We start from the raw sequence: 25907 nt of genomic DNA on the forward strand, positions 1-25907 counted from the left end.
TCAAACTCCATAGATTGTTGTTGACAGACCATCTGGTCACGCGATGCGACTAGAACCAAGAGTCGTAGAAAACATTCCAGCCGTCGCGCATGAGGTGTCGCGCACCGGCAATGAATGCAAGATCGTGATCAATCTCTTCCAAGCGGGACTCACCGAAGAAGTAGCCCTCGGTTTTCGGCAGTCGCCCGTTGCGAACCGCCTCCTCCAAGCGATCGAGATCGCCCCCCGTCAGAAAGACAGGCCGCTTGTTGAAACAACGCATTTCATTGATTCCCAAGCGGGATTTGGCGAGATCAAACATCCACCCGTGCAGATCAGGGTGCTTGCGCCAATAGAAGATCGGCACGGCGGTCTCATCGACCGTGCTCTTGCGGGTCTTCCCCGCATACATATCAAGGCCCATCGGGTTTCTCCATCGCCCCGACCACCGGGGCGTTGGAGTAATCATCCGAATTCGAAGCCTCCCCAGATACGGATATCGGAGGCTTCCAATCCGATTCAGCCGCTGCTTAAAAGCGCCTTTTATTGGATGATGGCGCGTGTTGGGCGGCGTGGCTTAAACGCTCCTCGAGCGTCTGTTCGTTCACCCCAGCTCGCGCAGCGTCGAGTTGGTGAGCCAGGTCGCGCAGGCGGCTGGCCTGGGCTTGGGCTGCCTTGTTGAATGCGTCCACCCACTGGCGCTTGATGTCGGGGTCCTGCCACGGCTGGGCAAATGCCTCGGTTAGCGTGCAGACCCGAATCCCAAGCCCGATCTGCGCACCCAATGCTTGGAGCTGGCGAATTGCCGCTTCGGTGATTGGCTGGTCGGTCAGCGGCTCTAGGAAGAACTGCTTGGCGCCGGGCCCTTTGGCCACCAGAAACGGCAGTTCGGCGGTAAGTAGGGTGTCGATCGCCACGCCGCGTTCGCTCAACGGCTTCCAGAGGCCCTTGGCCTTGAGTTCTGCCGCCCAGGCCATCAACGGAATAAGGGTGGTCGAGCGCTTGCGCGCTCCCTTCACTGTGAACAGAGTCTCCGACGGGGGGTGTTTCTCCAGGAGGTGTTCCAGTTGGGTCGTGCTCATCGCCAACACACCGGCGGCCTCGTTGAAGCTCAACTCCACGTCCACCTTGGGGCGCTGCTTCGCCAGGCTCAGATGGTCTGCAACCTTCTTCTCCATCTGACCCACGGTCTCGGCGCCAGAGAGTTTGCCGAGAAAGCGATCGATGGCTCGGCGGTAGGCGTCGGCTGCGGTGAGGGCCATCAGGGATCCTTGGCGAATGGCCGCACGGGATCGGCGACGACGGCACCACCGCCCAACCGCTCTTCCAGATCACTGGCGCGTTGGCGTGACCGCGCCGCCTCGATGGCGTGCTGAGTGCTGGTAAGCACCCCCACGAACGCGTCCTGGTAGGGCTGTCGGCTCTCGGTGTTGATCCACGGCTGGGCCAAGGCGCCCTCTACGGTGCCTTCCCACACGTTGCCCTCGGCCAAGGCCTGAGCAAGCGTGGCGTCGTCCACGGCCAAGACATGGCCAGCAATGCGATCCCCAACCAACGCCCAGTCGTGCGACACCACCGCCACGTCCTGAAGGGTAGCCAGGTTTGCGATGCGGCCCAGCTTCTTCTGAAGCTTGGTCAACTCTTCCTTTGCATGACGGAGGGAAAGCTCCAGTTCCAGCTCGCGCACGCGCTGCTGCGCCAGATCCAGGTCGTTCTGCAGGCGGCGTTCTTTCGCCGACTTGCCAATACGCGCCTGCTGCCACTCCACCAGGTCGCTGTAGAGGTAGCGCACGTGCTGGTTCAGCCCACCCCCAACCTGCCCCGCCCCTTTCTGGAAGGGAGGACCCAGTGGGGGCGAGCGCCGCCGCCATTCGCCCAGCGTGTCGAAGTGGACGCCCAGGAACTTCGCCGCGGCCTTGGTGCTCACGGTGGGAGGCGGCAGGCCAGCTGCAGCCCGTTCCAACTCCCGGTCTACCGCCGTGGCCTGCAGTGCCAGGTATTGCTCTTCGGTGCGTTGAAGCTCAATCGTCATCCAGCGCGGTGATCTGGTTGCGGGGAGCAAAGATGGTAACCGGTTCGTCCTTGGACTCGTCCAGCCGGGGTTTGTCCACGCCTTTGAGCCGGTTCCAGACCCGGGGGCTACTGGCGATCATCAATTCCTCCACCTCGGAAAACGCCTCGCGCAGGCGCTTCCATTCCTGATCGGTGTAGAGCTTGCTCACCTCGGCCATTCCGTTGTCGCCTGGCTGGGACACGTGGTGGTGGAGCATCTGGGAGACCACACGGCTGTCGCCCAGGTGGAGGCTGGCGTAGCGCCCCAAGGTCCGGCGCAGATCGTGGGGGGTCAGGCCTTGGTCGACTTCGTCCCGAAGGTCGGCCAGGCCGGCATCGCGGCGAACGTTGGCCAGGATCGACTTGCTGTCCGAGTAGTGCCCCGTCTTGCTGCGATTGGAGCGGGCGGGAAACACATACTTCGACCGCTGAACCTCGTGCTCTGCCTTTTCCACGGCCTCCTGGAGCCCCGCGATCACGGCCTTGCTCGCACCGCTCTTGCGCGCCGACTCCAGCAGTTGCCGTGCTGCAGTCAGTTCCTTCTTGGCGGCGGTGTCGTCCAAGCGAGTTTCGAAGCGGCGGCGAAGAATCCGCTCGGCGAAATAGCTCACCGGCAGGAATCGGCTCTCCCCGGACTTCGTGTCACTCATGAACACCTGCGGTCCGGTGCGGCCGGTGTAGGGGTTCACCGCGTCCGCAGCACCCAGCCACACCCAGGACACCTCCCGCTGGGACAGCTCGCCCTTGGAGCAGCGATCGAACCAGCGCAGCTGCACCGCTTCGCTGCGGCGCGTTCCCCAGAGCAGGGTCAGCAGCAGGTAATCGGAAGCCCCTGCGTTGTGCCCGCCCTGTTCGTCCCGCCGGGCCACGATGGCCTTGAGCACCTTGGGCAAGGTGTCGTCGTTGAGGGGGTTTCTGACCTCCGCCCGTTCGTAGTGCCGGCGCAGTTCTCGAGCGCTGCGCACCAGCTTCTTGCTGAAGATGATTGAGAAGGGGTTGAAGGACAGCAGCGGCGCACGCCCCTCAATGCTGGCCAACTCCACTTCCTTGAGCACCACGTGCTTCACGCCCCGGTAGGCGTCGGTGAACGTGTGCTCAGCCGCGGCTACCCCAGCGGCTTTCACCCGCTGGATGTATTTGCCCGTGATACCCAACAATTCGAGCTTGGCGGTGTCGAGCTCCGCCCAGTCCTCATACTCCGCGAGGACGGCTCGAAGGTGGGTGGGAATGCGGTTGGAGCGGACCATGGCGCTCTTGCGCATGGCGACGTAAGCCCCCTTGATGTCCGCCTCGCGCAGATCCTTGACGATCCGATCGGCCATGCCCACTTCAGGGCGCGCCAAGCGCGCCATGCTGTCTCGGTAAGCCCCGACGCTGTTCGCCTTGACCTGCCCCCGAGCCAGTCGCTCTTCCATGTCCGCCAGGTAGGCAGCCATGCACTCGCGAACGGTGATGTTCGCCAGCCGCTCGATGTTCTGGGCAGCTTCCCTGGCCTTGGCTTGGTGGGCCTTCGGGTTCTCGCCGGTGCTCAGCAGGATCGCCACCTGCTCCCGCGCTTTTTCGTGGGCCTCGGCCAGGCCCATGTCCGTCACGTTGCCCAGGGCGAAGCGGCGCACCCCGTTGGGGCCGCGCCGGACCATCTCGTAGGTCACCTTCGTCTTGCCCACGTAGAACCCGAAACCCACGGGGGCGCCCTGACTGGCGTCCACGATCCGGTAGGGCTTGCCCAGGTCGGCCTTGGGACGGGGAACCAACTTGATCCGCCCGCCCCCAACGACCTCAGGCACGACGCTGGTGGAAAGCTGCATCACCTGCGCGTGGGTCAGACTAAACTTGAAGCCCGCTCGGCGGGCACCTGCCTTCGTCGCAACACCGTTGGCCATCGCCGAAACCCCGATCCTTGTCGTCGCAACAGGATTCTGGCCTCAACCGGAACCCGTCGCAACATGATCGCAACAAAAAACCCCGTTACTCGCCGTTTCTGGCTGGTATCGACCGCTACAAGCCGAGGCAGATTATTTTGCAAGCCACTGATTCCAATAAAACAAGCAAGCCCAGCAAGGGTGGCGCAGAACACACGCCTTTAATGAAGCAGTTTTTCGCCGCCAAGGCGGAGCATCCGGACGTGCTGCTGTTCTTCCGGATGGGTGACTTCTACGAGTTGTTCTACGACGACGCCCGCAAGGCCGCGCGGCTGCTCGACATCACCCTGACCCAGCGCGGCAGCTCCGGGGGCGCGCCGATCCCGATGGCCGGCGTGCCACACCATTCGGCCGAAGGTTACCTGGCTCGGCTGGTGGCCTTGGGCGAGTCGGTGGCGATCTGCGAGCAGATCGGCGACCCGGCGGCAAGCAAGGGGCTGGTGGAACGCAAGGTGGTGCGCATCGTCACCCCCGGCACGGTCACCGACGAGGCGCTGCTGGACGAACGCCGCGACACCCTGCTGCTGGCGGTGGCGCGCGGCAAGGACGGCTACGGCCTTGCCTGGGCGGACCTGGCCGGTGGCCGGTTCCTGGTCAGCGAAGTCGCGAACGAGGACCAGCTGGAAGCGGAACTGGCGCGGCTCGACCCGGCCGAACTGCTGCTGCCGGACGAGGATGGCTGGCCGCTCGCCGTGCTGGAACGCACCGGCCTGCGCCGGCGCGCGCCGTGGCTGTTCGACGCCGACAGCGGCCAGCGCCACCTGCTGCGCTTCTTCGCGCTGCACGACCTGTCGGCCTTCGGCATCGAGGGCAGGCCACTGGCCATCGGCGCCGCCAGCGCCCTGCTCGGCTACGTGGAGGAAACGCAGAAGCAGCGCCTGCCGCACCTGACCTCGATCGCGCTGGAAACGAGCGACGGCGCCATCGCGATGAACGCCGCCACGCGCCGCCACCTGGAACTGGATTCGCGCATCGACGGCGAAACCCGGCACACCTTGCTGGGCGTGCTCGACAGCAGCGTCTCGCCGATGGGCGGACGCCTGCTGCGGCGCTGGCTGCATCGCCCGCTGCGCGACCGCGACCTGGTGCGCCGCCGGCACGCCGCCGTCGCCACCCTCATCGACCAAGGTGCGGACGAAGACCTGCGCGAACGCTTCCGCGCCGTCGGCGACCTCGAACGCATCCTCTCGCGCGTCGCATTGCGCTCGGCGCGCCCGCGCGACCTGTCCACCCTGCGCGATGGCCTGGCGATGCTGCCGGCGTTGCGCGAACTGCTGGCGCCGCTGGACTCGCCGCGCCTGCGCGAGCTGTCCGATGCACTGGGCGAACACGCGGCCGAGGCGCACCTGCTTTCGCAGTCACTGGTCGAACACCCGCCCGTGCTGGCGCGGGACGGCGGCGTGTTCGCCGACGGTTTCGATGCCGAGCTCGACGAGCTGCGCCAGCTGAGCAGCAATGCCGACCGGTTCCTGGTCGACCTGGAGACCCGCGAACGCGAAAGCAGCGGCATCCCGACGCTGAAGGTCGGCTACAACCGCGTGCATGGCTACTACCTCGAAATCAGCAAGGCGCAGGCCGGCAAGGCGCCGACGCACTACACGCGGCGGCAGACGCTGGCCAATGCCGAACGCTACATCACCGAGGAGCTCAAGCAGTTCGAGGACAAGGTGCTGTCGGCGCGCGAGCGTTCGCTGGCGCGCGAACGGCTGCTGTACGAGCAATTGCTCGATGCCATGAACGCGCGCCTCGAACCGCTCAAGCGTTGCGCCTCCGCCTTGAGCGAACTCGACGTACTGGCCGCGTTCGCCGAACGCGCACAGGCGCTGGACTGGGTGCGCCCGGAGCTTTCCGACGATGCCGGCCTGCGCATCGAACGCGGCCGCCATCCGGTGGTCGAAGCGGTGCGCGAGGACCCGTTCGAACCCAACGACCTGGTCCTCGACGGCGAACGCCGGATGCTGGTGGTCACCGGCCCCAACATGGGCGGCAAGAGCACCTACATGCGCCAGAACGCGCTGATCGTGCTGCTGGCGCACATCGGCAGCTTCGTGCCGGCGTCGAAGGCGGTGCTCGGCCCGATCGACCGCATCCTCACCCGCATCGGCGCCGGCGACGACCTCGCCAAGGGCCAGTCGACCTTCATGGTGGAGATGAGCGAGACCAGCTACATCCTGCACCACGCCACCGAGCATTCGCTGGTGCTGATGGACGAAATCGGTCGCGGCACCTCGACCTACGACGGCCTGGCGCTGGCCGACGCCTGCGCGCGCCACCTGGCGTCGGTCAACCGCAGCTACACGCTGTTCGCCACGCACTACTTCGAACTGACCACGCTGGCCGAACCCGGCAGCGGCATCGCCAACGTGCACCTCGATGCGGTGGAGCACGGCGACAGCCTGGTATTCATGCACGCGGTGAAGGACGGCCCGGCCGACCGCAGCTTCGGCCTGCAGGTCGCGGCACTGGCCGGCCTGCCGAAGACCGTGATCCGCAACGCACGCGGGCGACTGGCGGAACTGGAGCAGCGCCGGCACGACGCGCCGGCCGCGGCCACGCTGTCGGCGTCCAACCTCGAACAGCCGCAACAGTTCGGATTGTTCGCCCCGGCGTCCGCCGCGCTGGAAGCGCTGTCGGCGATCGACCCTGACGAACTCACGCCCAGACAGGCGCTCGAAGCGCTCTATCGGCTGAAGGCGCTACAGTAGCGGCCCGCATTCATGCACGTACTCCGGAGAAGGATTTCAGAATGAGCACTTCACTGATCGACCAACTGTTCGAGCAAATCGACGGCGCGCCCCTGCAGCAGATCTCACGGCAACTCGGCATCGGCCAGGCGCAGGCCGCCGGTGCGGTGAGCGCCGCCCTGCCGCTTCTGATCGGCGCGCTGGGCAAGAACGCCAGCCAGCCGCAGGGTGCGCAGGCGCTGTTCGGCGCGCTGCAGCAGGATTTTTCGGGCACCGGCGACATCGTCGGCCTGCTGGGGTCGGTGCTGGGCGGTGCGCAAAGCCGCCAGACCGATGGCGCCGGCATCCTGGGACACGTCCTGGGCGGCAACCAGCCCAAGGCGGAAGCGGCACTCGGCAAGGCCACCGGGCTTGGCGGCGACAAGGCCGGCCAGTTGCTCAAGATCCTTGCGCCGATCGTGCTGGCCTTCCTGGCGCGCCAGATGTTCCAGAACAAGGGCAACGGCGCATTGGCACAGCAGGACCCCACCGCGCAGTTGCTCGGCTCGATCCTCGGCCAGGAACGCCAGCAGGCGCAGCAGCAAGGCGGCCTGGGCGGCGGCCTGCTGGGTGCCGTGCTCGACCAGGACGGCGATGGCCAATTGGGCATCGGCGACCTGCTGAAGATCGGTGGCGGCCTGCTCGGCGGCAAGCGCTGAACCCACCGCCCATGACATGACGCCGCGGCGGGCATGGCCCGCCGTGCGCGTTTGCGGAGTCCGATTTGCCCACCGACACCACCAACGCGATGGACCATGACGTCGTCGTCATCGGCGCCGGTGCCGCGGGGCTGATGTGCGCGATCACCGCAGCGGCGCGCGGGCGCCGGGTGCTGGTGCTCGACCATGCCAACAAGGTCGGCAAGAAGATCCTGATGTCGGGCGGCGGCCGCTGCAATTTCACCAACACAGGCACCACGCCGGCCAACTACCTCTCCGCCAACCCGCACTTCTGCAAGTCCGCCCTCGCCCGCTACACACCGGCCGATTTCATCGCGCTGGTGGACGCGCACGGCATCGCCTGGCACGAGAAGGAACTCGGGCAGCTGTTCTGCAACGACTCGTCGAAACAGATCGTGCGCATGCTGCTGGACGAATGCGCCGCAGTGGGCGCCGACGTGCGCACGCACTGCACGGTCGAACGCATCGAGCGCCCTGATAGCGGCGGATTCCACCTGCGCACCACACTGGGCAGCGTCGAATGCGCCTCGCTGGTGATCGCCACCGGCGGCCTGTCGATTCCGTCGATGGGTGCCAGCGGGTTCGGCTACGACGTCGCCCGCCAGTTCGGCCATGACGTGCTGCCCCAGCGCGCGGGCCTGGTGCCGCTGACGCTGAGCGGCAAGCACCAGCAACGCCTGCAGGACCTGTCCGGGGTGTCGTTCGAGGTCGAGGCGCGCTGCAACGGCGCACGCTTCCGCAACCAGCTGCTGGTGACCCACCGCGGCATCAGCGGGCCGGCGATCCTGCAGATCTCCTCGTACTGGCAGCCGGGCGACGATCTGCGCCTCGACCTGCTGCCGATGCACGACGCATCCAGCTGGCTGGCCTTGCAGCAACGCGAACGCGGCAACGCCGAGCTGCGCACCGTGCTTTCCGACGTGTTGCCCAAACGCTTCGCGCAGCGCCTGTGCGAAGTGTGGCTGCCCAGCCGGCCGATGAAGCAGTACACGCCGGCGCAACTCAAGGACATCGCCAGCACGCTTGCCGATTGGCCCTTGGTCGCCAGCGGCACTGAGGGCTACCGCACGGCCGAGGTCACGCTGGGCGGGGTCGATACCGATGGCTTGTCGTCCAGCACGATGATGTCGAAGCTCGTGCCGGGACTGTTCTTCATCGGCGAGGTGGTGGACGTGACCGGCTGGCTGGGCGGCTACAACTTCCAGTGGGCCTGGGCGTCAGGACGCGCCGCGGGTGAGGTGGCATAGGCGAATCGTGATCCTGCGATTGATGCGGCGCATCAATACGGTCTTTATATAGGCGGGCGCTATTCACTCCTTCATTTAATTCGATTTCATCTATCCGCACGCGCCGGGTATGGTGGACCTACGCCTACCACACCAAGAGGGAGCCACCCGCCATGTCCAACGAAGCCAAGTGCCCGTTCAACCATTCCGCGCGCGGCACCACCAATCGCGACTGGTGGCCCAACCAGTTACCGCTGGAAATGCTGCACCAGCATTCCGAAAAGTCGAACCCGCTGGGCCGCAAGTTCGACTACGCCGCGGCGTTCAGGCAGCTCGACTACGCCGCGCTCAAGAAGGACCTTGCGGCACTGATGACCGATTCGCAGGACTGGTGGCCTGCGGACTTCGGCAACTACGCCGGGCTGATGATCCGCATGGCCTGGCACAGCGCCGGCACCTACCGCATCGGTGACGGACGCGGTGGTGGCGGCCGCGGGCAGCAGCGCTTCGCACCACTCAACAGCTGGCCGGACAACGTGAGCCTGGACAAGGCGCGACGCCTGCTGTGGCCGATCAAGCAGAAGTACGGCCAGGCCATCTCCTGGGCCGACCTGATGATCCTCGCGGGTAACGTCGCGCTGGAAACCGCCGGCTTCAAGACGTTCGGTTTCGCCGGTGGCCGCGAGGACACCTGGGAGCCCGACCAGGACGTGTATTGGGGCCGCGAAACTACATGGCTGGGCGGCGACGAGCGCTACGCGCATGGTTCGGAAGGCGTGGAGAAGGCGGGCGACACCGGCGTGCTGGTCTCCGACGATGATGCCGACGGCGATACCCACAGCCGCAAGCTGGAGAACCCGCTAGCCGCGGTGCAGATGGGCCTGATCTACGTCAATCCGGAAGGCCCGGACGGCAATCCCGACCCGCTGAAGGCCGCGTTCGACATCCGCGACACCTTCGCGCGCATGGCCATGGACGACGAGGAAACGGTGGCGCTGATCGCCGGTGGCCACACCCTGGGCAAGACCCACGGCGCGGGACCGGCCGACCACGTCGGTTCGGAACCCGAGGGCAGCGACCTCGAGCTGCAGGGCTTCGGCTGGGCGAGCACCTACAAGAGCGGCAAGGGTGCCGACACGATCACCAGTGGCCTGGAGGTCACCTGGACGAAGACGCCGACGCAGTGGAGCAACAACTACTTCGAGAACCTGTTCGGCTTCGAATGGGAACTGACCAAGAGCCCCGCCGGCGCGCACCAGTGGGTGGCGAAGGACGCGCCCGAAGTGATCCCGGACGCCTACGACCCGTCGAAGAAGCACCGCCCGACGATGCTGACCACCGACCTGTCCCTGCGCTTCGACCCGGCCTACGAAAAGATCTCGCGCCGGTTCCTCGAAAACCCCGAGCAGTTCTACGACGCCTTCGCCCGCGCCTGGTTCAAGCTGACCCATCGCGACATGGGGCCGCGTGCGCGCTACCTCGGCCCGGAAGTCCCGGCTGAAGAACTGATCTGGCAGGACCCGGTGCCCGCCGCGAAGCATGCGCTGGTCGATGATGCAGACATCAGGGCGTTGAAGCAGAAGGTCCTCGACAGCGGCCTCTCGGTGGGCGAACTGGTGTCGACGGCCTGGGCCTCGGCTTCCACCTTCCGCGGTGGCGACAAGCGCGGCGGCGCCAATGGCGCACGCATCCGGCTGGCGCCACAGAAGGACTGGGAGGTCAACCAGCCACGGCAACTGGCGAAGGTGCTGCAGGTGCTGGAACGCATCCAGTCCGACTTCAACGGCGGCGCGGGTGGCGGCAAGAAGATCTCGCTGGCCGACCTGATCGTGCTGGCCGGCAGCGCGGCCGTTGAGAAGGCGGCGAAGGCCGGTGGCCATGACGTGGCCGTGCCCTTCTCGCCCGGACGCACCGATGCTTCGCAGGACCAGACCGACGTCGATTCGTTCGCGCCGCTGGAGCCGTTCTTCGACGGCTTCCGCAACTACCAGAAGACGCGCGCCGCGGTGCCCGCCGAGGCCATGCTGGTGGATCGCGCGCAGTTGCTGACGCTCACGGCACCCGAGATGACCGCGCTGGTCGGCGGCCTGCGCGTGCTGGGCGCGACCGTGGATGGTGACAGCCGCGGCGTGCTGACCTCGCGCGTGGGCACCCTGGGCAACGACTTCTTCGTCAACCTGCTCGACATCGGCACCGAGTGGAAGGCCACCTCGGACGCGAAGGACCACTTCGAAGCCATCGACCGCAAGAGCGGCCGGAAGAAGTGGACCGGCAGCCGCGTGGACCTGGTGTTCGGCTCCAACTCGGTGTTGCGCGCGCTGGCCGAGGTGTATGCCAGTGCCGATGGCGAACGCCGTTTCGTGGACGACTTCGTTGCGGCCTGGGCGAAGGTAATGGAACTGGATCGTTTCGACCTGGCATGATGCATCGCTTGCGGTAAGCCACGAAAACGCCGGCGACCTGCCGGCGTTTTCTCGTGGACGCACGCGACTCGTCATGCCGGCGTAAGTCCACTCCATCTCCGGAAAAAAGGAATGGCCGGAAATCGAATCCCGGATGGGGCAGTTTCGCGATGCGCCCTCGATGCGCGGGTGCATCCTGCACCACCCCGGGAATTTCCCTGACAGTGGTGGACGCAAGCCGGGAGCGCGAGGTCCGCGCTGGCTTGGCCACGAGAGCAGGACATGGGCAGGCGGAGGCCCCATCCACCGGGCTCAACTCGCGTCGATGTCCCCCAGCGCGCGGATCAACCGGCGCGCGCGCTTGTCCGGCTTCGTCTCCGGCGCGCGGAAACCATCGCGTTCGGCACGGGCGAGTTCACGTGCCGCCTCGCGCGCCTGGCGCGAGGCTTCGGTCTCCGCGTACAGCGATTGCGCCGCCGTCGCCGGGCCGCGCGTATCCGACAGTGCCAGCACCTCGATTTCGAACACTTCGCCCGAACGCTGCACGCGCATGGCGTCGCCAACGCGCACCACGCGCGACGGCTTGGCACGCTGGCCGCCCACGTCGACCTTGCCGGTGTCGATCGCCTGCTTGCTCAGGCTGCGGGTCTTGAAGAAGCGCGCCGCCCACAGCCACTGGTCCAGGCGAACCTGGAACCCGCTGTCGTCGTTCGTGTCGTTCGATGCCATCGCCAGGATGCCCGGTCCGCAAACGCAAACGGCCACCTCGCGGTGGCCGTCGCATGCAACGCCTGTCCGATGCTTACTCGGCAGCGGCGGCTTCGGCGGCGGCGGCGGCATTCTTCGCCTTGGCCTGGGCCGACAGGTCTTCCTTGATGCGGGCCTTCTTGCCTTGCAGGCCGCGCAGGTAGTACAGCTTGCCGGCGCGCACCGCGCCACGGCGCTTGACTTCCACCGAGTCGATGGTGGCGCTGTGGGTCTGGAACACGCGCTCGACGCCGAAGCCGTGCGAGATCTTGCGCACGGTGAAGGCGGAGTTGAGGCCGGCGTTCTTCTTGCCGATGACCACGCCCTCGTAGGCCTGGACGCGCTCGCGGTTGCCTTCCTTGACCTTCACGTTGACCACGACGGTATCGCCGGGGCTGAAGTCGGGAAGCTTGCGTTCTGCCTGCGCGGTCTCGAAGTCCTGCAGCAGGGTGTTGAGGGACGGCTTGTTGGTCATGGCGATATCTCTGAGTGGAGCCTGTTGGAGTCGTTGTAGGCGTGGTGCACGTGGACGCACGCTCTTGGCATGTACTGCTGAGCCCCGCCTCTTCGGGCAGGTAGCCGCGCATTATAGCCCGGAAAATCCTTCCGAAACCAGTGGTTAGGCGTCGGAAGCATGCAGGCGCGGGCCATGCCCGCGACAGGCGTCCCGGGGCCGCGGGCATGGCGCGCGCCTGCAACGGATTGCGTCAGCCTCCCGTGGCCGGATCGGCCTCGCCCGCCCCATCCAGCCAGCGCCGCTCGGCCTCGGTCAGGGCCGCCCGGTCCAGCAGGTCGGGCCGCCGTTGGCGGGTGCGCGAGAGCGACTGGCGCCGCCGCCAGCGGGCGATCTCGGCGTGGTTGCCGGACAGCAGCACCTCCGGCACCGCGCCCAGGGCGTGCTCCACCGGGCGGGTGTAGTGCGGGCAGTCCAGCAGGCCATCGCCCTCGAAACTGTCCTGCACCGCCGACTCGGCATCGTTCAGGGCCCCGTCCTGCAGCCGGGCCACGGCATCGATCACCACCGCCGCCGCCAGTTCGCCGCCGGACAGCACGTAGTCACCGATGGAGATTTCCTCGTCCACCTCGGCCGCCAGCAGGCGCTCGTCCACGCCTTCGTAGCGGCCGCACAACAGGACCAGGCGCTCGCGCCCGGCCAGCTCGCGCACCCTGGCCTGGGTCAGCGGCACGCCCTGCGGACTGAGGTAGACCACTTTCGCGGGCGCCGGGTCGGCCCCTCGGGCGGCCTGCAGCGCGCTCCGCAGCGGGTCGATCATCATCACCATGCCCGGACCGCCGCCGAAGGGACGGTCATCGACCCGGCGGTAATTGCCCTCGGCATGGTCGCGCGGGTTCCAGCCGTGGATCGACAGCAGCCCGCGTTCCTGCGCGCGCCCGACCACGCCATGGCTGGCCACCTGGGCGACGAATTCGGGGAACAGGCTGACGACGTCGATGCGCATCAAAACTCCGCGTCCCAGTCGACGGTCACCACGCCCGCGTCGAAATCCACAGACACCACGTAATCGGGCTGCTTGAACGGGATCATCCGCTCGCGTTCGCCGCGCGCGACCAGCACGTCGTTGACGCCGGTCGAGAACAGATAGGCAACGTGGCCGAAGTCGGCGCCTTCGGTGTTCACCACGCGCAGGCCTTCCAGATCGACCCAGTAGTACTCGCCGGGCTGGGGCGGCGGCAGCGCCGCACGCGGCACGAAGACCTCGGTGCCACGCATCGCATCGGCGGTGTCGCGGTCCTCGACGCCGGGCAGCGTGAGCACGAGACCCTTGGCATTCTCGCGCCCGCGCGCTTCCGCCACCTCGCGCTCTGCACCGGACGGCGCGCGCAAGGTCCACGGCCGATAGCCCAGGATCGCCCGTGCCGGCTCGGTGAACGATTCGAGCTTGAGCTCGCCGCGCACGCCGAAGCCGCCGTGGATCCTGCCAACGAGGATGCGGCGCGTCGGGTCGGTCATGGGGACATGGCCACGCCGTATGGGCGTGGCCGATGGATCAGGCAGGCCGTGCAGGCCACGCGATCAGGCGGCGGCCGGTGCCGGCTTGGCCGCTTCCTTGTACAGGTTGCGGACCTTGTCGGTCATCTGCGCGCCCTTCGACACCCAGTGGTCGACGCGGGCGGTGTCCAGCACCACGCGCTGCTCGGCACCCTGCGCGACCGGGTTGTAGTAGCCCACGCGCTCGATGTTGCGGCCGTCGCGCGCGCTGCGCGAGTCGGTGACGATGATGTGGTAGAAGGGGCGCTTCTTCGCGCCACCGCGGGTAAGGCGGATCTTGACCATGGTGCGTTCTCTCGTGTTGCCCAGTCGCCAGGTTGGCGAGGTAAGCCGACTATTGTAGGTCAGCGGGCATCCTGCGGCAAATCGCGCTCCGGGCCGGCCCCGCGATGGCGCATGGCCGCCCGGATCCGCTCCGGCGTCGGTGGATGGGTGGACAGCCAGCCGGCCACCTCGCTGTCGCCTGCCCCGTGCGCTTCGCCCAGGCGCTGCATGATACGGCCGAAGGCTTGCGGGTCCAGTCCGCGGCGTTCCAGCAGGTCCAGCGCATAGGCGTCGGCCTCGCGCTCGTGGCCTCGCGAGTAGCCGCTCGACAGCAGCACCGCCGGCAGGGCCGCGACCACCGATGAGCCGGTGGCATCGCCCATGATCAGTCCCACCACGACCACCACCGACGAACTTTCGATGGCCTGGCGCATGCCGTGGCGGTGGACGTGGTGCCCGGCCTCGTGCGCCAACACGGCCAGGATTTCGTCGTCGTCGCCGGCCAGCTCGACCAGCTGGTCGGTGGCGAACAGGCGGCCATCGGGCAAGGCGAACGCATTGGGGCCGAAGCGCGGGGCGTCGGCGAACGCCAGTTGCATCTGTGAATGACGCGGCTCGCCGTCGACCATCGCGAGGAAACGCGCCTCCAGCGCCTCGCGCCGTGCCGCGGGCAAGGTGGTCTCGCGCAGCCCCAGGCGGCCAAGCACCTGCATTGCCTGGTGGCTGGCCGCCACCTCCACCCCGCGCGGCAATTGCCCTGCGATGTAGGCCGCGGCCCGCGGCACGCCGAACTGGAAGAACGCCACCACCGTCCCCGTCGTGACCAGCGCCGCCACCGCGATCGCCAGCCTCCGCCGCTCCAGCCAGTCCGCCCAGGCGTCGATGCGGCTGTCGGGACGCGGGAACCAGCGGTCCAGCAACGGCGAGTCATGGCATTCGACGCGACTGCCGTCGGGCAGCGACAGGACCCGCGGCGTCGCCCCCAGTCGCGCACTGAGGCGGACGTCGCGCAAGGCGACCTCCCTCGCCTCGTCAGCGGATGCGATGCGGAGCCTGTCGCCCGCTTCCCGCGACACCATCGCGCGGCGCGGGCGACTGGTCGTGCCGTCGTACCAGTCGCCTTCGAGGGTGGGCGGCTCCACGTTCAGATCCCGATGTCCACGCCGTAGTCCATCGCGTCCACCAGCTCGGCGCCGGCGCTCGCACGCTCGGCCTCGACATCGGCCAGGAAGCTGTCCAGGTCGCCCGACACCAGCACTGCGAAATGCGTAGCCCGGTAGCGCGCCAGCCGGATCATCGCCCAAGGCGTGGCCAACCCGAGGGTGCAGACGATCGCGACCAGGTTGCTGGCATACAGCCAGATCACGTCGCGCGCGCGCAGGGTCGATTCGAAGCGATGCGACCCCAGCGCGCTGCTGCGCCACATCAGGTTGACGTAGCGCACGCGCAGGAAGGCCATCAACGCGAACAAGCCCAGGTAAAAGAGCGGGAACACCGCGATCACGATCCAGGCAGATGCATCGCCCGGGCCGTCGCTGCCGGTGGACACCGCGGACGATGCGGCGATTGCGCCGATCGTGACCAGGAACATCGCGACCATCATCGCGACGCCGATGCCCATCGCGATCAGGTACGGGATGTAGTAGCTGCCGGCATCCCCGCTGTAACGGAAGGCAGTAGTGCCGAAGCGGTGGCCATCGACCAGGTAGGCATGCTGCCGGGTCTTCGCGATGGGATACAGCAGGCTGAAGGTCAGGCCGGTCAGCAGCACCCAGCCGAAGAACGGCCCGTAGGCCTCCCCCGCACCGCCGGTGAAGCGGAAGCGCACCCCGCGCCAGGCCGAGTAACGCGCGCGGAACCGGGCCGCCAGGAACACCAGCAGCGGCATCAACAGCGTCAGCAGCAGGATCAACGCCAGGTACAGCACCGGCAGGAAGTGCGAGCTGAGCACCAGCACGATCACGATCGCATAGGCCACCAGCCGACCCTTGAGGATGCGGATCGGGTCCGCGAGGTATTCGAAGGCCGAGCCGGCCAGTCGTGTATTGCCGTAGAAATAGCGCTGCGTGCGCACCGTCGCCCACGCGGAATAGATCCCGAGCGTCACGATGCTGAGCAGCACGTTGACGATCCAGATGCCGAAGTATTCGCCCGCGCGCCCGCTGAACACCGGACGCTCGCGCGTTATCGACGGCGGCTCATCCTCCGGCGCGCCCGGATCGGGCACCGGCGTATGCGGCGTCAGCATGTCGTGTTCCCCTGTCCCTGGCCTCGACGGCCTTCCGATGGCGTCGCGGACGCCGACCCGGCAACGCGCCCTCCCCGGCACGCCGCCGGGCTACGTTACCGGAACATCGCGCGTGTCGTCATCACCCGCTCAGCCGGCACCGGCAAGCGGCTGCCAGGGCGCCGTCGCCAGCGCCTGCCGCAGGCATTGCATCAGGTCGGCATCGGGGCGCAGCGCGGTGTCGTCGATTCCGGAGATCGGCCAGACGCCACTGGCATTGCAGGCGAATGCGGCCTTGAAGCCGGCCAGTGCCCTCGCCTCCACCCGTTCATGCCGCTGCACCACGCCGGCCTCGGCCAGGCCGGCCTGCAGCAACTTTTCCGTCGTCCCGCGCAAGGCATCGGCCCGCGGCCAGATGACCTGCGCCCCGTCCCAGAAGCCGACGTTCCAGATGGAGCCTTCGCTGACCAGCCCCTTCGCGTCCACGAAGAGTGCATCGTCATAGCCGTCGCGCTTCGCCTGTCGCCGTAGCTGGAACAGCGGGAACGTGCCGACGTGCTTGACCTGCGGCAACGGCCGCTGGAACGGATACGACCTGACCCATGCCGCCCGGTCCGTCGCCTCGCGCGGCGGCGACAGCGAGACCAGCACGTCCACGGCTTGAGGGCGGTCCGGATGTGCATGGTCGAACGCACGCGAGTAGATCGTCACGCGCGCGCTGGCATCGTCCATGCCGTTGCCGTCGAGTGCGGCGATGATGGCCGCGCGGACGCGCGCCGGATCAAGCGCGGCATCGAACAACTCGCGCGTTGCGGACACCAGCCGCTGCAGGTGCAGATCGAACCCGCGCACGGCACGCGCCCGCACCTGCATCGAGGTGAAGTGGCCGTAGTTGGACAGCGCCAGCGCGCGCAGGTCGTCTGCGCCCGCGGGTTGGCCATCGAGGAATGCCATCGTCATATGGCCGCACGATACCGCCTCGCGGCCTGTCGAGCGATGGCGCGCCGTACTGCCGCGCAGTTGAGACGGGATGCGGGGCCGCGGCGGAGCAAGCGTTGCTTCCGGTGGAACGCCTGTCGCCCGCAACTGTCAGCGGAACGGCATGCCGCCGCGCCCGCCCATCATGCCCTGCAGGTTGCGCATCATCCCTTTCATGCCACCGCGGGCCATCTTGCCCATCATCTTCTCCATCTGCATGTACTGCTTCATCAGCTTGTTGACGTCGGACGGGTGCGTGCCGGAGCCGGCGGCGATGCGCGCGCGGCGCGAGCCGTTGAGCAACGCCGGGTTGCGGCGTTCCTTCTTGGTCATCGAATTGATGATGGCGATCATGCGCGGCACTTCCTTGCCCTGCGATACCTGCTGCTTGAGGTGGTCTGGTACCTGGCCCAGCCCCGGCAGCTTGTCGATCAGGCTGCCGATGCCGCCCATGCCCTGCATCTGCTCCAACTGGTCGCGCATGTCGTTGAGGTCGAACTTCTTGCCCTTGGCGACCTTCTCGGCCAGCTTCTGCGCCTTGTCCTTGTCGACCTTCTGTTCGACCTGTTCGACCAGCGACAGCACGTCGCCCATGTCGAGGATGCGGCTGGCCACGCGCTCGGGGTGGAACACGTCCAGCCCGTCGACCTTCTCGCCCGTGCCGACGAACTTGATCGGCTTGCCGGTGATGTAGCGCACCGACAGCGCCGCGCCACCGCGCGCGTCGCCATCGGTCTTGGTCAGCACCACGCCGGTCAGCGGCAGCGCCTCGCCGAAGGCCCTGGCGGTGTTGGCGGCGTCCTGGCCGGTCATCGAGTCGACCACGAACAGCGTCTCGACCGGATTCACCGCGGCATGCAGCGCCTTGATCTCGGCCATCATCGCCTCGTCGATGGCGAGGCGGCCGGCGGTGTCGACCAGCAGCACGTCGGCGTAGGACTTCCTGGCCTCGGCGATGGCCGCGCGCACGATGTCCTCCGGCTTCTGGCCGGCATCGGACGGGAAGAACAGCACGTCGACCTGCTGCGCCAGCGTCTTCAGCTGTTCGATGGCGGCCGGACGGTACACGTCCGCGCTGACCACCATCACCTTCTTCTTTTTCTTGTCCTTCAGGTGCCGCGCCAGCTTGCCGACCGTGGTGGTCTTGCCCGCGCCCTGCAGGCCGGCCATCAGCACCACCGCCGGCGCCGGCACGTTGAGGTTGAGCTCGGACGCCTGCGCGCCCATCACGGCCGTGAGTTCGTCGCGCACCACCTTGATCAGCGCCTGGCCGGGCGTGAGCGACTTCAGCACTTCCTGCCCGACCGCGCGCACCTTGATCCGCTCGATCAACGCCTGCACCACCGGCAGCGCCACGTCGGCTTCCAGCAACGCGATGCGCACCTCGCGGGTGGCTTCGCGGATGTTCTCCTCGGTCAGCCGGCCGCGCCCGCGCAGGCGCTCCATGGTGCCGGACAGGCGTTGGGTGAGGGATTCGAACATGGGCAGGTCGTGGGTCAGGGAGACGATCCGCGATTATAGGCGGACGCTCCGGACGGCCCCGGGTATGCGACACTTCCAAGATGACAATCGTTCTCATCGCCAGCCTCTTCTACCTGCTGGCCGGATGGCTGGTGGTGCGCCGCGTGCTGCGCGAGGACCGCGCCGGCGTCGGCTTCTGGCTGCTGACCGCGCTGGCGGCGGTGTTGCTGCATGCCACTTACCACATCCTGACCTGGCGCCATGTCGGCGGGCTGGACCTGCAGTTCTTCGCAGCGCTGTCCCTGGTCGGCCTGGGCATGGCGGCGCTGACCACGCTGTATGCCGCCACCGGACGGATGGGCGCGCTCGGCGCGGTGGTGTTCCCGCTGGCCGCGCTGTCCCTGGCCGGCTATCTGTGGTCGGGCAGCAGCCCGCGAGGCGACCTCGACTGGCGCGTGGAGCTGCACGCGTGGCTGGCCTTGTTGGCCTACGCCACGCTGGCCATCGCCGCGTTGCTGGCGATCATGCTGTGGCTGCAGGAACGCGCCCTGCGCCGGCGCGAATTCCACCGTTGGCTGCGAGCGCTGCCGCCACTGACCGAGCTGGAAACGCTGCTGTTCCGCACGATTGCCGTGGGCTTCATCCTGCTCACCGCGACCCTGCTGACCGGCGTGCTGTTCGTGCACGACTTCTTCGCCCAGCACCTGATGCACAAGACCGTGCTCAGCGTGCTGTCGTGGCTGGCGTTCGGTGCGCTGCTGTTCGGACGCTGGCGCTACGGCTGGCGCGGCGGCATCGCGGTGCGCTGGACGCTGGCGGCGATGGCGCTGCTGGTGCTGGCGTTCTTCGGCAGCAAGTTCGTGTTGGAGCTGGTGTTGCAGCGCACCGGATAAACGGCCGGCCACGCCTCACCCGACCAATGTGAGCGCACCCCCGCACAGCACGCCAAGCAGGACGCCGGCGGCGATTTCCGGCACGGTGTGCCGCGCCATGCGCAGCCGCGCGCACGCAAGCAAAGGCAGGATGGCCAACATCGCGATGCCGGGCACCGGCGCGAGCTGCAGCAGCACGCAGCCGGCGAACGCAAGGCTGGCCATGTGCAGCGACAGCTTGATCCAGCGGTTGGCGAGCCCGGCGATGCACAGCATGGCCACCGCGGCGATGATGCCGGTGGATGTCGCCGATGCGCGGCCGCCCATCCACCACCAGTATGCACCCGCCACCAGCAACGCCAGCAGGTACAGCAGCGGACGTTCCTGCGGGCGCGAGGCATCGACGGTCTGCCAGTGGCCGGCACGGCGACGCTGCAGCACGAACGCCCAGACGATCGCGATGGCGATCGCGATGCCGACGGCGGTACGCAACATGGAACCGGGATCGAGCCGCCACGCCGCCGCCAGTGCAAGGACGGCGAACACCAGGAACGGGTGCAGGACGATCGACAGCACGCGCGCGAACCGCAGCGATGCGCCTCGCGGCGGCGGCTCGCTCACGCCTGCTCCAGCGCCTCGGCCAGCCGTTCGACCGCGATGATCTCCATGCCCTTGTAGCTGCCGGATTTCGGCGCGTTCGCTTTCGCCACGATGGCGCGCTTGAAGCCGTGCGTCGCGGCTTCCTTCAGGCGCTCCTCTCCGTTCGGCACCGGGCGGATCTCGCCCGACAGGCCGACTTCGCCGAAGGCCACCGTCTTCTCCGGCAGCGGCGTGTCGCGCAGCGACGACAGCACCGCCAGCAGCACCGGCAGGTCGGCCGCGGTCTCCTGCACGCGGATGCCGCCGACCACGTTCACGAACACGTCCTGGTCGCCGACCATCACCCCGCCGTGCCGGTGCAGCACCGCCAGTAGCATCGCCAACCGGTTGCCTTCCAGCCCCACCGCCACGCGCCGCGGATTGGACAGCGGCGACGCATCCACCAGCGCCTGCACCTCGACCAGCAGCGGTCGCGTGCCTTCGCGCGCCACCATCACGCAGCTGCCCGGCTGCTGCGTGCTGCCGCCGGAGAGGAAGATCGCCGAAGGGTTGGGCACTTCCTTCAGGCCCTTGTCGGCCATCGCGAACACGCCCAGTTCGTTGACCGCACCGAAGCGGTTCTTGAAGGCGCGCAGCACGCGGAAGCGGCTGCCGGAATCGCCTTCGAAATACAGCACCGCATCGACCATGTGCTCCAGCACGCGCGGGCCGGCGATGCCGCCTTCCTTGGTGACGTGGCCGACCAGGAACACCGCGGTGCCGGTCTCCTTGGCATAGCGCACCAGCCGCGCCGCGCTCTCGCGCACCTGGCTGACCGAACCGGGAGCAGCGGTCAGCGATTCGGTCCACAGCGTCTGCACCGAGTCGGCGACGATGATCCGCGGCCGCAGCGCGACCGCCTGTTCGAGGATGCGTTCGATGCCGGTTTCGGCCAGCGCATTGATGCCTTCCAGCGGCAGGTCGAGCCGAGCCGCGCGCCCGGCGACCTGCGCCAGCGATTCCTCGCCGGTCACGTAGAGTCCCGGCAGCGTCGAAGCCATCGACGCCACCGCCTGCAGCAGCAGCGTCGACTTGCCGATGCCCGGGTCGCCGCCGACCAGCACCACCGCGCCTGCCACCAGGCCACCGCCCAGCACGCGGTCGAACTCGCCGATGCCGGTGGACACGCGCACGTCCTGGCCCTGCTGCACGTCCTTGAGCGCGGTGACCTTCGGCGCGTCCACCTTGCCGGCCCAGCCGCTGCGGCGCGAGGCGGGCGATTTCGCCGCGGCCGCCGTTTCCAGCACGATCTCGGACAGCGTGTCCCACGCGCCGCAAGCACCGCACTGCCCCTGCCATTTGCTGAAGTCCGCGCCGCATTCGCTGCAGACGTATGCCGTCCTTGCCTTCGCCATCGTGTCGCCCTGCCCGGGAAGCCGGCAGCTTAGCGGAGCGGTGTCGCGGCACGCGAGACGCGCGCGACGGCGGTTGACACATACCGGTCACATGGCGCGATAATAATTCCACTATTCTGGAATTATCGAATAATGAAACCCGGCCACGCCGTCTGCGCGCTGCGCGCCCTCGCCCATGACAGCCGACTGGCTGCATTCCGCCTGCTGGTGCAGGCCGGGCCAGGCGGGCTTACCGTCGGCGAATTGCGCGAGGCGCTGGACCTGCCGCCGGCCACGCTCACCGCACACCTCAACCAGTTGCGCGCCAACGGCCTGGTGGTGGACGAGCGCGAAGGCCGGGTGATCCGGGTGCGCGCCGACTACGCGGCGATGGAGGCGCTGCTCGGATCCCTGACTGAAAACTGCTGTGGCGGCCAAGCCTGCCCGCCATCGAAACCCGGCAACCCCCCGGCACTCCCCAAATCCCGGAAGACCACACGATGAGCGACCGCATCTACAACGTACTGTTCCTGTGCACCGGCAACTCCGCGCGCAGCATCATGGCCGAGGCGATCCTCGGCGTCCTCGGCAAGGGCCGGTTCCGCGCCTTCAGCGCCGGCAGCCACCCGAGCGGCCAGGTCCAGCCAATGGCGCTGGAACTGGCGCAAGCGATCGGCTACGACACCACGCTTGCGCGCAGCAAGTCGTGGGACGAGTTCGCGGTGGAAGGCGCGCCGCAGATGGATATCGTCATCACCGTCTGCGACAACGCCGCCGGCGAAGCCTGCCCGGTCTGGCTGGGCCATCCCGCGCAGGCGCACTGGGGTGTCCCCGACCCGGTCGAAGCCACCGGCGACGAGGCTGCCCGCCGCCACGCCTTCACCGCTGCGTTCGCCACCTTGCGCCGCCGCGTCGAACTGCTGCTGTCGCTGCCGCTGGAGAAACTGGACCGGATTGCCGCGCAGTCGCAACTGCAGGACATCGGCAAGGTGGACAACGAATGATCCGCAGGCTGTTCGCCGAATACATCGCGACCGCACTGCTGCTGGTGGCGGTGGTCGGCTCCGGCATCATGGCCGAGCGCCTGTCGGGCGGAAGCGTCGCGGTCGCGCTGCTGGCCAACACCTTCGCCACGGTCGCCGCGCTCTACATCCTGATCGAAAGCTTCGGCCCGGTCAGTGGCGCGCACATGAATCCCGCCGTCAGCCTGGTCATGGCCCTCCGCGGCGTGTTGCCGAAGGCCGCGCTGCCCGGATACGTCGCCGCGCAGCTGGCGGGCGCGGCCAGCGGCGCGTGGCTTGCGCATGCGATGTTCGCCATGCCGATCCTCCAATGGTCCGCCAACTCGCGCAGTGGCCCGGGACAGTGGCTGGCGGAAGTGGTGGCGACGGCAGGCCTGTTGCTGGTCATCCTGCGTGCGCCCCCGGGACGCGTCGCGGCGATGGTGGCCGCGTGGATCGGCGGCGCGTACTGGTTCACCGCCTCCACCTCGTTCGCCAACCCCGCCGCGGCGTTCGGGCGCATGTTCACCGACAGTTTCTCCGGCATCGCCCCAAGCGACGTGCCCGCCTTCGTGGCGGCGCAAATCGTGGGCGCAGGCTGCGGCTACGGGCTGCACCGTGCGCTGGGCGGCGATGGGCCTTCCATCGAAAGCAACACTGTTTCTTCCGCCAAGGAAAACCTCGCATGAGCGACATCACGATCTACCACAACCCCGACTGCGGCACCTCGCGCAATGTGCTGGGCCTGATCCGCAACACCGGCACCGAACCCCACATCGTCGAGTACCTGCAGGCGCCCCCGGATCGCGACACCCTCGTCGGCTTGATCGCGGCGATGGGCATGCCGGTGCGTGACCTGCTGCGCAGCAAGGGCACGCCCTATGCCGAACTGGGCCTGGACGACCCGTCGTTGACCGACGCGCAGCTGGTCGACGCGATGCTGGCGCACCCGATCCTGATCAACCGTCCCATCGTGGTCACACCGCTGGGCGCGCGCCTGTGCCGGCCCTCCGAAGCCGTCCTCGACATCTTGCCCCGACCGCAGCGTGGCGCGTTCAACAAGGAAGACGGCGAGCCGGTGATCGATGCAGGCGGCAACCGTGTCTGATCCGTTCGACGCACTGCCAAACCTGCAAACGGCCGAATTCCGGCATCCGGATCGCGACGCCCTGCTGTCGCCAACGCAACGCGCCAGCCACCCGCCACGGATCGCGCTGCTGTATGGCTCGCTGCGAACCCGTTCGTACAGCAAACTGCTGACGTTGGAAGCCGAACGCCTGCTGCAGGCGATGGGCGCGGAAACGCGCGTGTTCGATCCCACCGGCCTGCCCCTGCCCGATGGCGCGCCCGAGACCCATCCGAAAGTGCAGGAACTGCGCGCACTGGTGCGCTGGTCGGAAGGCATGGTCTGGAGCTCGCCCGAACGCCACGGCGCGATGAGCGGCATCATGAAGGCGCAGATCGACTGGATTCCGCTGGCCGAAGGCTCGGTGCGGCCTTCGCAGGGCAAGACCCTCGCGGTGATGCAGGTCTCGGGTGGTTCGCAGTCGTTCAACGCCGTCAACCAACTTCGCGTGCTGGGCCGGTGGATGCGAATGCTGACCATCCCCAACCAGTCGTCGGTGGCCAAGGCCTGGCAGGAGTTCGACGAGGCCGGGCGCATGAAGCCCTCGTCCTACTACGACCGCGTGGTGGACGTGATGGAGGAACTGGTGAAGTTCACCCTGCTTACGCGTGACGTGGCCCCGCACCTCGTCGATCGCTATAGCGAACGCAAGGAACGCGCCGCGCAACTGGAAGCACGCACGGGACTGCGCTTGATCTGACGTGATTGGTCGCCTGCCCGGCTGCCATCCCGGCGCCGGACGGCACGACCGTTCGAATGCGTCCGCTCACCGCCGCGGGACACTGCCGTGGAATCAATACTCGTCGAGCGCCTCCAGGACCAGCTCCGCCGTCAGCGCGCTGCTGTACTGCTGCTGCCCCGTGATCAGGCGTCCATCGCGGATGGCGAAGGGTTCGTTGGGCCCGCGGCACAGGAAGCTGGTGCCCTCTACGCCGGCCAGTTCGCTTTCGATGGTGTACTCGTTCAGTGTCATGCCGAAGGCGGCATTGGCCTCGGCCTCTTCCTCGTCGGTGAAGCCGGTCCACTTCTTGCCCTCTGCCAGCAGCTTGCCGTTGGACAGGCGCGTCCACAGTGCCAACGATGATCCATGGCAGATCAAGGCGACGACCTTGCCCCTCTCGTAGAAATCGGCAATCAGCTTGTGCAGCGCAGTGTCGTCCTTGAAGGTCAGCAACGGCCCGCCGCCGCCAGCCACCCAGACCGCATCGTAATCGTCCACGGACACCGCGCTGATCGGCAACGTGTCCTTGAGCATGGCGCCGAACCGGGCATGGTGCGCGAACCCGAGGCTGATGAGGTCGTCGGCATATGCACCGCCCGGCGTGCGTGGGTCGCTGTGGGTGTCGAACATGACTTCGCCGCCCTTGGGGGAGGCCAGGTCCACCCGGTGCCCGGCTTCGGTGAACATCAGGAAGGCGCGCGTCATTTCCTCGGCGAAGAAGCCCACCGGGAAATCCTTGAGCCGGGTGGTGTTGGACACGATGGACAGGATGCGACGCGGCGTGCGCGCGATCCCGCATCGGGTTTCGATCTTCAGGTCGGATGCTGGCATGTCAGGCTCCAGTGGTGAGTGGTGAGAGGTCGTTGCCGAGTCCGGGCGCAGGTGCGTGCGATCTTGCCGTCGCCATCCGCTTCAACCGGAAAACCCGCCGGCGGCGAGGAATGCGATCTCCTCCGGCGTCGATGGGCGCCCCAGGATTGGATTGCGGTGCGGGAAACGGCCGAACCGCTTCACGATGTTTCGATGGTCTTCGGCATGCGACAGCCATGGCTGCCCGAGGCGACGGTTCAGCGCCACCGACACCTCCTGGTCTTCCAGCCGCTCGGAATGCGCGAACGGCAGGTAGAAGAACAATCGCAACAGCCCCTCGACCCGCCTGTCGAAACCCGCCGCCACCGCATGCCGCGCCACCTCGATCGCCGCTGCGTCGGTGGCGTACATGCGCGGCGTGCCGCGAAAGGCATTGCGTGGAAACTGGTCCAGCAGCAACAGCAGCGCGAGGCAAGAGCTCGGGGCATGCGCCCATTCGTTCACTTCCCCACGGGCCGAAGCCTCGTGCGTTGCAATGAACCGCGCATGGAACGCCGCGTCGAATGCAGCATCCTTGGCGAACCACTTTCCGGGCCCGGCGCCATCCCAGAATGCAAGTACAGCCCTCCAGCCCAGGTCGGTACTCACGTCGACGTCCTGCGCATCCATCCGCCGTGTTGGCTGCGTGCGAATCGGGCACGCACACGCGCTCCCTGCAGGACGTCGCGAGTA

Annotated in this window: 27 protein-coding genes; 10 read left to right on the plus strand and 17 right to left on the minus strand. The window is 67.5% G+C overall.

The genetic code is table 11. The annotated features are described in order from the left end of the window. Positions 1-49: 49 nt before the first annotated feature. From E2F46_RS01600 to E2F46_RS01615, 4 genes are all read right to left on the minus strand, one after another. On the minus strand, positions 50-403 hold the full coding sequence (locus E2F46_RS01600; RefSeq protein WP_133320422.1) for a hypothetical protein: 354 nt from the start codon (positions 401-403) through the stop codon (positions 50-52). A 106-nt stretch (positions 404-509) separates the two neighbouring features. Beyond that, positions 510-1241, minus strand: a complete 732-nt coding sequence (locus E2F46_RS01605; protein WP_133320423.1) for a hypothetical protein — start codon at positions 1239-1241, stop codon at positions 510-512. Beyond that, positions 1241-2011: a nucleotide-binding protein gene (locus tag E2F46_RS01610; protein WP_133320424.1), complete on the minus strand. Its 771-nt coding sequence runs from the start codon at positions 2009-2011 to the stop codon at positions 1241-1243. The genes E2F46_RS01605 and E2F46_RS01610 overlap by 1 nt, the downstream gene beginning before the upstream one ends. Continuing rightward, complete coding sequence (locus E2F46_RS01615; protein ID WP_133320425.1) at positions 2001-3914, minus strand: site-specific integrase; 1914 nt, start codon at positions 3912-3914, stop codon at positions 2001-2003. Before E2F46_RS01615 ends, E2F46_RS01610 begins: the two co-directional genes overlap by 11 nt. Before the next feature lie 98 nt (positions 3915-4012). Between E2F46_RS01615 and mutS the strand changes: the two genes are divergently transcribed. From mutS to katG, 4 genes are all read left to right on the plus strand, one after another. Continuing rightward, the gene (gene mutS / locus E2F46_RS01620; protein WP_425599789.1) at positions 4013-6658 is read left to right on the plus strand and encodes a DNA mismatch repair protein MutS; all 2646 of its coding nucleotides are present in this window, start codon (positions 4013-4015) and stop codon (positions 6656-6658) included. A 41-nt stretch (positions 6659-6699) separates the two neighbouring features. Further along, positions 6700-7335: a DUF937 domain-containing protein gene (locus E2F46_RS01625; RefSeq protein ID WP_133320427.1), complete on the plus strand. Its 636-nt coding sequence runs from the start codon at positions 6700-6702 to the stop codon at positions 7333-7335. Positions 7336-7424: 89 nt separating this feature from the next. Further along, positions 7425-8603: a BaiN/RdsA family NAD(P)/FAD-dependent oxidoreductase gene (locus E2F46_RS01630; protein ID WP_133320592.1), complete on the plus strand. Its 1179-nt coding sequence runs from the start codon at positions 7425-7427 to the stop codon at positions 8601-8603. A gap of 152 nt (positions 8604-8755) precedes the next feature. Beyond that, positions 8756-11005, plus strand: a complete 2250-nt coding sequence (gene katG / locus E2F46_RS01635) for a catalase/peroxidase HPI (RefSeq protein WP_133320428.1) — start codon at positions 8756-8758, stop codon at positions 11003-11005. A 291-nt stretch (positions 11006-11296) separates the two neighbouring features. Here the strand turns inward: katG and E2F46_RS01640 are convergent, their stop codons facing one another. The 9 genes from E2F46_RS01640 to ffh all read right to left on the minus strand — a co-directional run bounded on the left by E2F46_RS01640 (position 11297) and on the right by ffh (position 18693). After that, positions 11297-11713, minus strand: a complete 417-nt coding sequence (locus tag E2F46_RS01640; RefSeq protein WP_133320429.1) for an RNA-binding S4 domain-containing protein — start codon at positions 11711-11713, stop codon at positions 11297-11299. A 73-nt stretch (positions 11714-11786) separates the two neighbouring features. Further along, a complete protein-coding gene (gene rplS, locus E2F46_RS01645; RefSeq protein ID WP_133320430.1) occupies positions 11787-12206 on the minus strand; it encodes a 50S ribosomal protein L19 in 420 nt (139 codons plus the stop codon). A gap of 232 nt (positions 12207-12438) precedes the next feature. Further along, positions 12439-13191, minus strand: coding sequence for a tRNA (guanosine(37)-N1)-methyltransferase TrmD (gene trmD / locus E2F46_RS01650; RefSeq protein WP_133320431.1), 753 nt, complete (start codon positions 13189-13191; stop codon positions 12439-12441). Further along, positions 13191-13703 (minus strand): ribosome maturation factor RimM, encoded by a 513-nt coding sequence (rimM, locus tag E2F46_RS01655; protein ID WP_133320432.1) that lies wholly within the window; start codon positions 13701-13703, stop codon positions 13191-13193. The genes trmD and rimM overlap by 1 nt, the downstream gene beginning before the upstream one ends. Positions 13704-13766: 63 nt before the next feature. Next, entirely contained in the window at positions 13767-14027 is a 261-nt protein-coding gene (rpsP, locus tag E2F46_RS01660; protein WP_133320433.1) for a 30S ribosomal protein S16, read from the minus strand. Positions 14028-14086: 59 nt separating this feature from the next. Then, entirely contained in the window at positions 14087-15148 is a 1062-nt protein-coding gene (locus tag E2F46_RS01665) for a M48 family metallopeptidase (RefSeq protein ID WP_133320434.1), read from the minus strand. Between the two features lie 2 nt (positions 15149-15150). Continuing rightward, a complete protein-coding gene (locus E2F46_RS01670) occupies positions 15151-16254 on the minus strand; it encodes a YjgN family protein (protein ID WP_133320435.1) in 1104 nt (367 codons plus the stop codon). A 129-nt stretch (positions 16255-16383) separates the two neighbouring features. After that, complete coding sequence (locus E2F46_RS01675; protein ID WP_243720263.1) at positions 16384-17187, minus strand: aminotransferase class IV family protein; 804 nt, start codon at positions 17185-17187, stop codon at positions 16384-16386. A gap of 135 nt (positions 17188-17322) precedes the next feature. Continuing rightward, a complete protein-coding gene (gene ffh, locus E2F46_RS01680; protein ID WP_133320437.1) occupies positions 17323-18693 on the minus strand; it encodes a signal recognition particle protein in 1371 nt (456 codons plus the stop codon). Positions 18694-18773: 80 nt separating this feature from the next. On the opposite strand from ffh, the gene E2F46_RS01685 reads away from it, so the two are divergent. Continuing rightward, positions 18774-19565, plus strand: a complete 792-nt coding sequence (locus E2F46_RS01685; RefSeq protein WP_133320438.1) for a cytochrome C assembly family protein — start codon at positions 18774-18776, stop codon at positions 19563-19565. Between the two features lie 15 nt (positions 19566-19580). On the opposite strand, the gene E2F46_RS01690 is transcribed toward E2F46_RS01685, so the two are convergent. Both E2F46_RS01690 and radA read right to left on the minus strand, forming a co-directional pair. After that, positions 19581-20165, minus strand: a complete 585-nt coding sequence (locus E2F46_RS01690; RefSeq protein WP_133320439.1) for a hypothetical protein — start codon at positions 20163-20165, stop codon at positions 19581-19583. Continuing rightward, positions 20162-21538 (minus strand): DNA repair protein RadA, encoded by a 1377-nt coding sequence (gene radA, locus E2F46_RS01695; RefSeq protein ID WP_133320440.1) that lies wholly within the window; start codon positions 21536-21538, stop codon positions 20162-20164. Before radA ends, E2F46_RS01690 begins: the two co-directional genes overlap by 4 nt. A 132-nt stretch (positions 21539-21670) precedes the next feature. Between radA and E2F46_RS01700 the strand changes: the two genes are divergently transcribed. The 5 genes from E2F46_RS01700 to arsH are packed head-to-tail and all read left to right on the plus strand — an operon-like array spanning position 21671 to position 24344. Next, positions 21671-22021, plus strand: coding sequence for an ArsR/SmtB family transcription factor (locus E2F46_RS01700; protein ID WP_133320441.1), 351 nt, complete (start codon positions 21671-21673; stop codon positions 22019-22021). Next, positions 22018-22521 (plus strand): arsenate reductase ArsC, encoded by a 504-nt coding sequence (locus E2F46_RS01705; RefSeq protein ID WP_133320442.1) that lies wholly within the window; start codon positions 22018-22020, stop codon positions 22519-22521. Before E2F46_RS01700 ends, E2F46_RS01705 begins: the two co-directional genes overlap by 4 nt. Further along, complete coding sequence (locus E2F46_RS01710; RefSeq protein ID WP_133320443.1) at positions 22518-23207, plus strand: aquaporin; 690 nt, start codon at positions 22518-22520, stop codon at positions 23205-23207. Before E2F46_RS01705 ends, E2F46_RS01710 begins: the two co-directional genes overlap by 4 nt. Beyond that, the gene (arsC, locus tag E2F46_RS01715) at positions 23204-23626 is read left to right on the plus strand and encodes an arsenate reductase (glutaredoxin) (RefSeq protein ID WP_133320444.1); all 423 of its coding nucleotides are present in this window, start codon (positions 23204-23206) and stop codon (positions 23624-23626) included. Before E2F46_RS01710 ends, arsC begins: the two co-directional genes overlap by 4 nt. Continuing rightward, on the plus strand, positions 23604-24344 hold the full coding sequence (gene arsH / locus E2F46_RS01720) for an arsenical resistance protein ArsH (protein WP_133320445.1): 741 nt from the start codon (positions 23604-23606) through the stop codon (positions 24342-24344). The genes arsC and arsH overlap by 23 nt, the downstream gene beginning before the upstream one ends. 93 nt (positions 24345-24437) lie before the next feature. On the opposite strand, the gene E2F46_RS01725 is transcribed toward arsH, so the two are convergent. Both E2F46_RS01725 and E2F46_RS01730 read right to left on the minus strand, forming a co-directional pair. Beyond that, a complete protein-coding gene (locus tag E2F46_RS01725) occupies positions 24438-25196 on the minus strand; it encodes a type 1 glutamine amidotransferase domain-containing protein (protein WP_133320446.1) in 759 nt (252 codons plus the stop codon). An 81-nt stretch (positions 25197-25277) separates the two neighbouring features. Beyond that, entirely contained in the window at positions 25278-25823 is a 546-nt protein-coding gene (locus E2F46_RS01730; protein WP_243720264.1) for a DUF924 family protein, read from the minus strand. Positions 25824-25907 lie beyond the last annotated feature (84 nt).

The organism is Luteimonas aestuarii, assembly GCF_004357985.1.
GTDB classification, from domain to species: Bacteria; Pseudomonadota; Gammaproteobacteria; order Xanthomonadales; family Xanthomonadaceae; genus Luteimonas; species Luteimonas aestuarii.

Excerpts from the sequence above, each read along its gene's own strand:
- E2F46_RS01615 (WP_133320425.1), bottom strand. The coding sequence starts at position 3,914 with ATGGCCAACGGTGTTGCGACGAAGGCAGGTGCCCGCCGAGCGGGCTTC.
- E2F46_RS01685 (WP_133320438.1), top strand. The coding sequence starts at position 18,774 with ATGACAATCGTTCTCATCGCCAGCCTCTTCTACCTGCTGGCCGGATGG.
- E2F46_RS01670 (WP_133320435.1), bottom strand. The coding sequence starts at position 16,254 with ATGCTGACGCCGCATACGCCGGTGCCCGATCCGGGCGCGCCGGAGGAT.
- E2F46_RS01610 (WP_133320424.1), bottom strand. The coding sequence starts at position 2,011 with ATGACGATTGAGCTTCAACGCACCGAAGAGCAATACCTGGCACTGCAG.
- E2F46_RS01725 (WP_133320446.1), bottom strand. The coding sequence starts at position 25,196 with ATGCCAGCATCCGACCTGAAGATCGAAACCCGATGCGGGATCGCGCGC.
- E2F46_RS01630 (WP_133320592.1), top strand. The coding sequence starts at position 7,425 with ATGGACCATGACGTCGTCGTCATCGGCGCCGGTGCCGCGGGGCTGATG.
- E2F46_RS01700 (WP_133320441.1), top strand. The coding sequence starts at position 21,671 with ATGAAACCCGGCCACGCCGTCTGCGCGCTGCGCGCCCTCGCCCATGAC.
- radA (WP_133320440.1), bottom strand. The coding sequence starts at position 21,538 with ATGGCGAAGGCAAGGACGGCATACGTCTGCAGCGAATGCGGCGCGGAC.
- trmD (WP_133320431.1), bottom strand. The coding sequence starts at position 13,191 with ATGCGCATCGACGTCGTCAGCCTGTTCCCCGAATTCGTCGCCCAGGTG.
- arsH (WP_133320445.1), top strand. The coding sequence starts at position 23,604 with ATGCAGGCGGCAACCGTGTCTGATCCGTTCGACGCACTGCCAAACCTG.
- E2F46_RS01640 (WP_133320429.1), bottom strand. The coding sequence starts at position 11,713 with ATGGCATCGAACGACACGAACGACGACAGCGGGTTCCAGGTTCGCCTG.
- arsC (WP_133320444.1), top strand. The coding sequence starts at position 23,204 with ATGAGCGACATCACGATCTACCACAACCCCGACTGCGGCACCTCGCGC.
- E2F46_RS01705 (WP_133320442.1), top strand. The coding sequence starts at position 22,018 with ATGAGCGACCGCATCTACAACGTACTGTTCCTGTGCACCGGCAACTCC.
- ffh (WP_133320437.1), bottom strand. The coding sequence starts at position 18,693 with ATGTTCGAATCCCTCACCCAACGCCTGTCCGGCACCATGGAGCGCCTG.
- E2F46_RS01605 (WP_133320423.1), bottom strand. The coding sequence starts at position 1,241 with ATGGCCCTCACCGCAGCCGACGCCTACCGCCGAGCCATCGATCGCTTT.
- E2F46_RS01675 (WP_243720263.1), bottom strand. The coding sequence starts at position 17,187 with ATGGCATTCCTCGATGGCCAACCCGCGGGCGCAGACGACCTGCGCGCG.
- E2F46_RS01710 (WP_133320443.1), top strand. The coding sequence starts at position 22,518 with ATGATCCGCAGGCTGTTCGCCGAATACATCGCGACCGCACTGCTGCTG.
- rpsP (WP_133320433.1), bottom strand. The coding sequence starts at position 14,027 with ATGGTCAAGATCCGCCTTACCCGCGGTGGCGCGAAGAAGCGCCCCTTC.
- rimM (WP_133320432.1), bottom strand. The coding sequence starts at position 13,703 with ATGACCGACCCGACGCGCCGCATCCTCGTTGGCAGGATCCACGGCGGC.
- katG (WP_133320428.1), top strand. The coding sequence starts at position 8,756 with ATGTCCAACGAAGCCAAGTGCCCGTTCAACCATTCCGCGCGCGGCACC.
- rplS (WP_133320430.1), bottom strand. The coding sequence starts at position 12,206 with ATGACCAACAAGCCGTCCCTCAACACCCTGCTGCAGGACTTCGAGACC.
- E2F46_RS01600 (WP_133320422.1), bottom strand. The coding sequence starts at position 403 with ATGGGCCTTGATATGTATGCGGGGAAGACCCGCAAGAGCACGGTCGAT.
- E2F46_RS01625 (WP_133320427.1), top strand. The coding sequence starts at position 6,700 with ATGAGCACTTCACTGATCGACCAACTGTTCGAGCAAATCGACGGCGCG.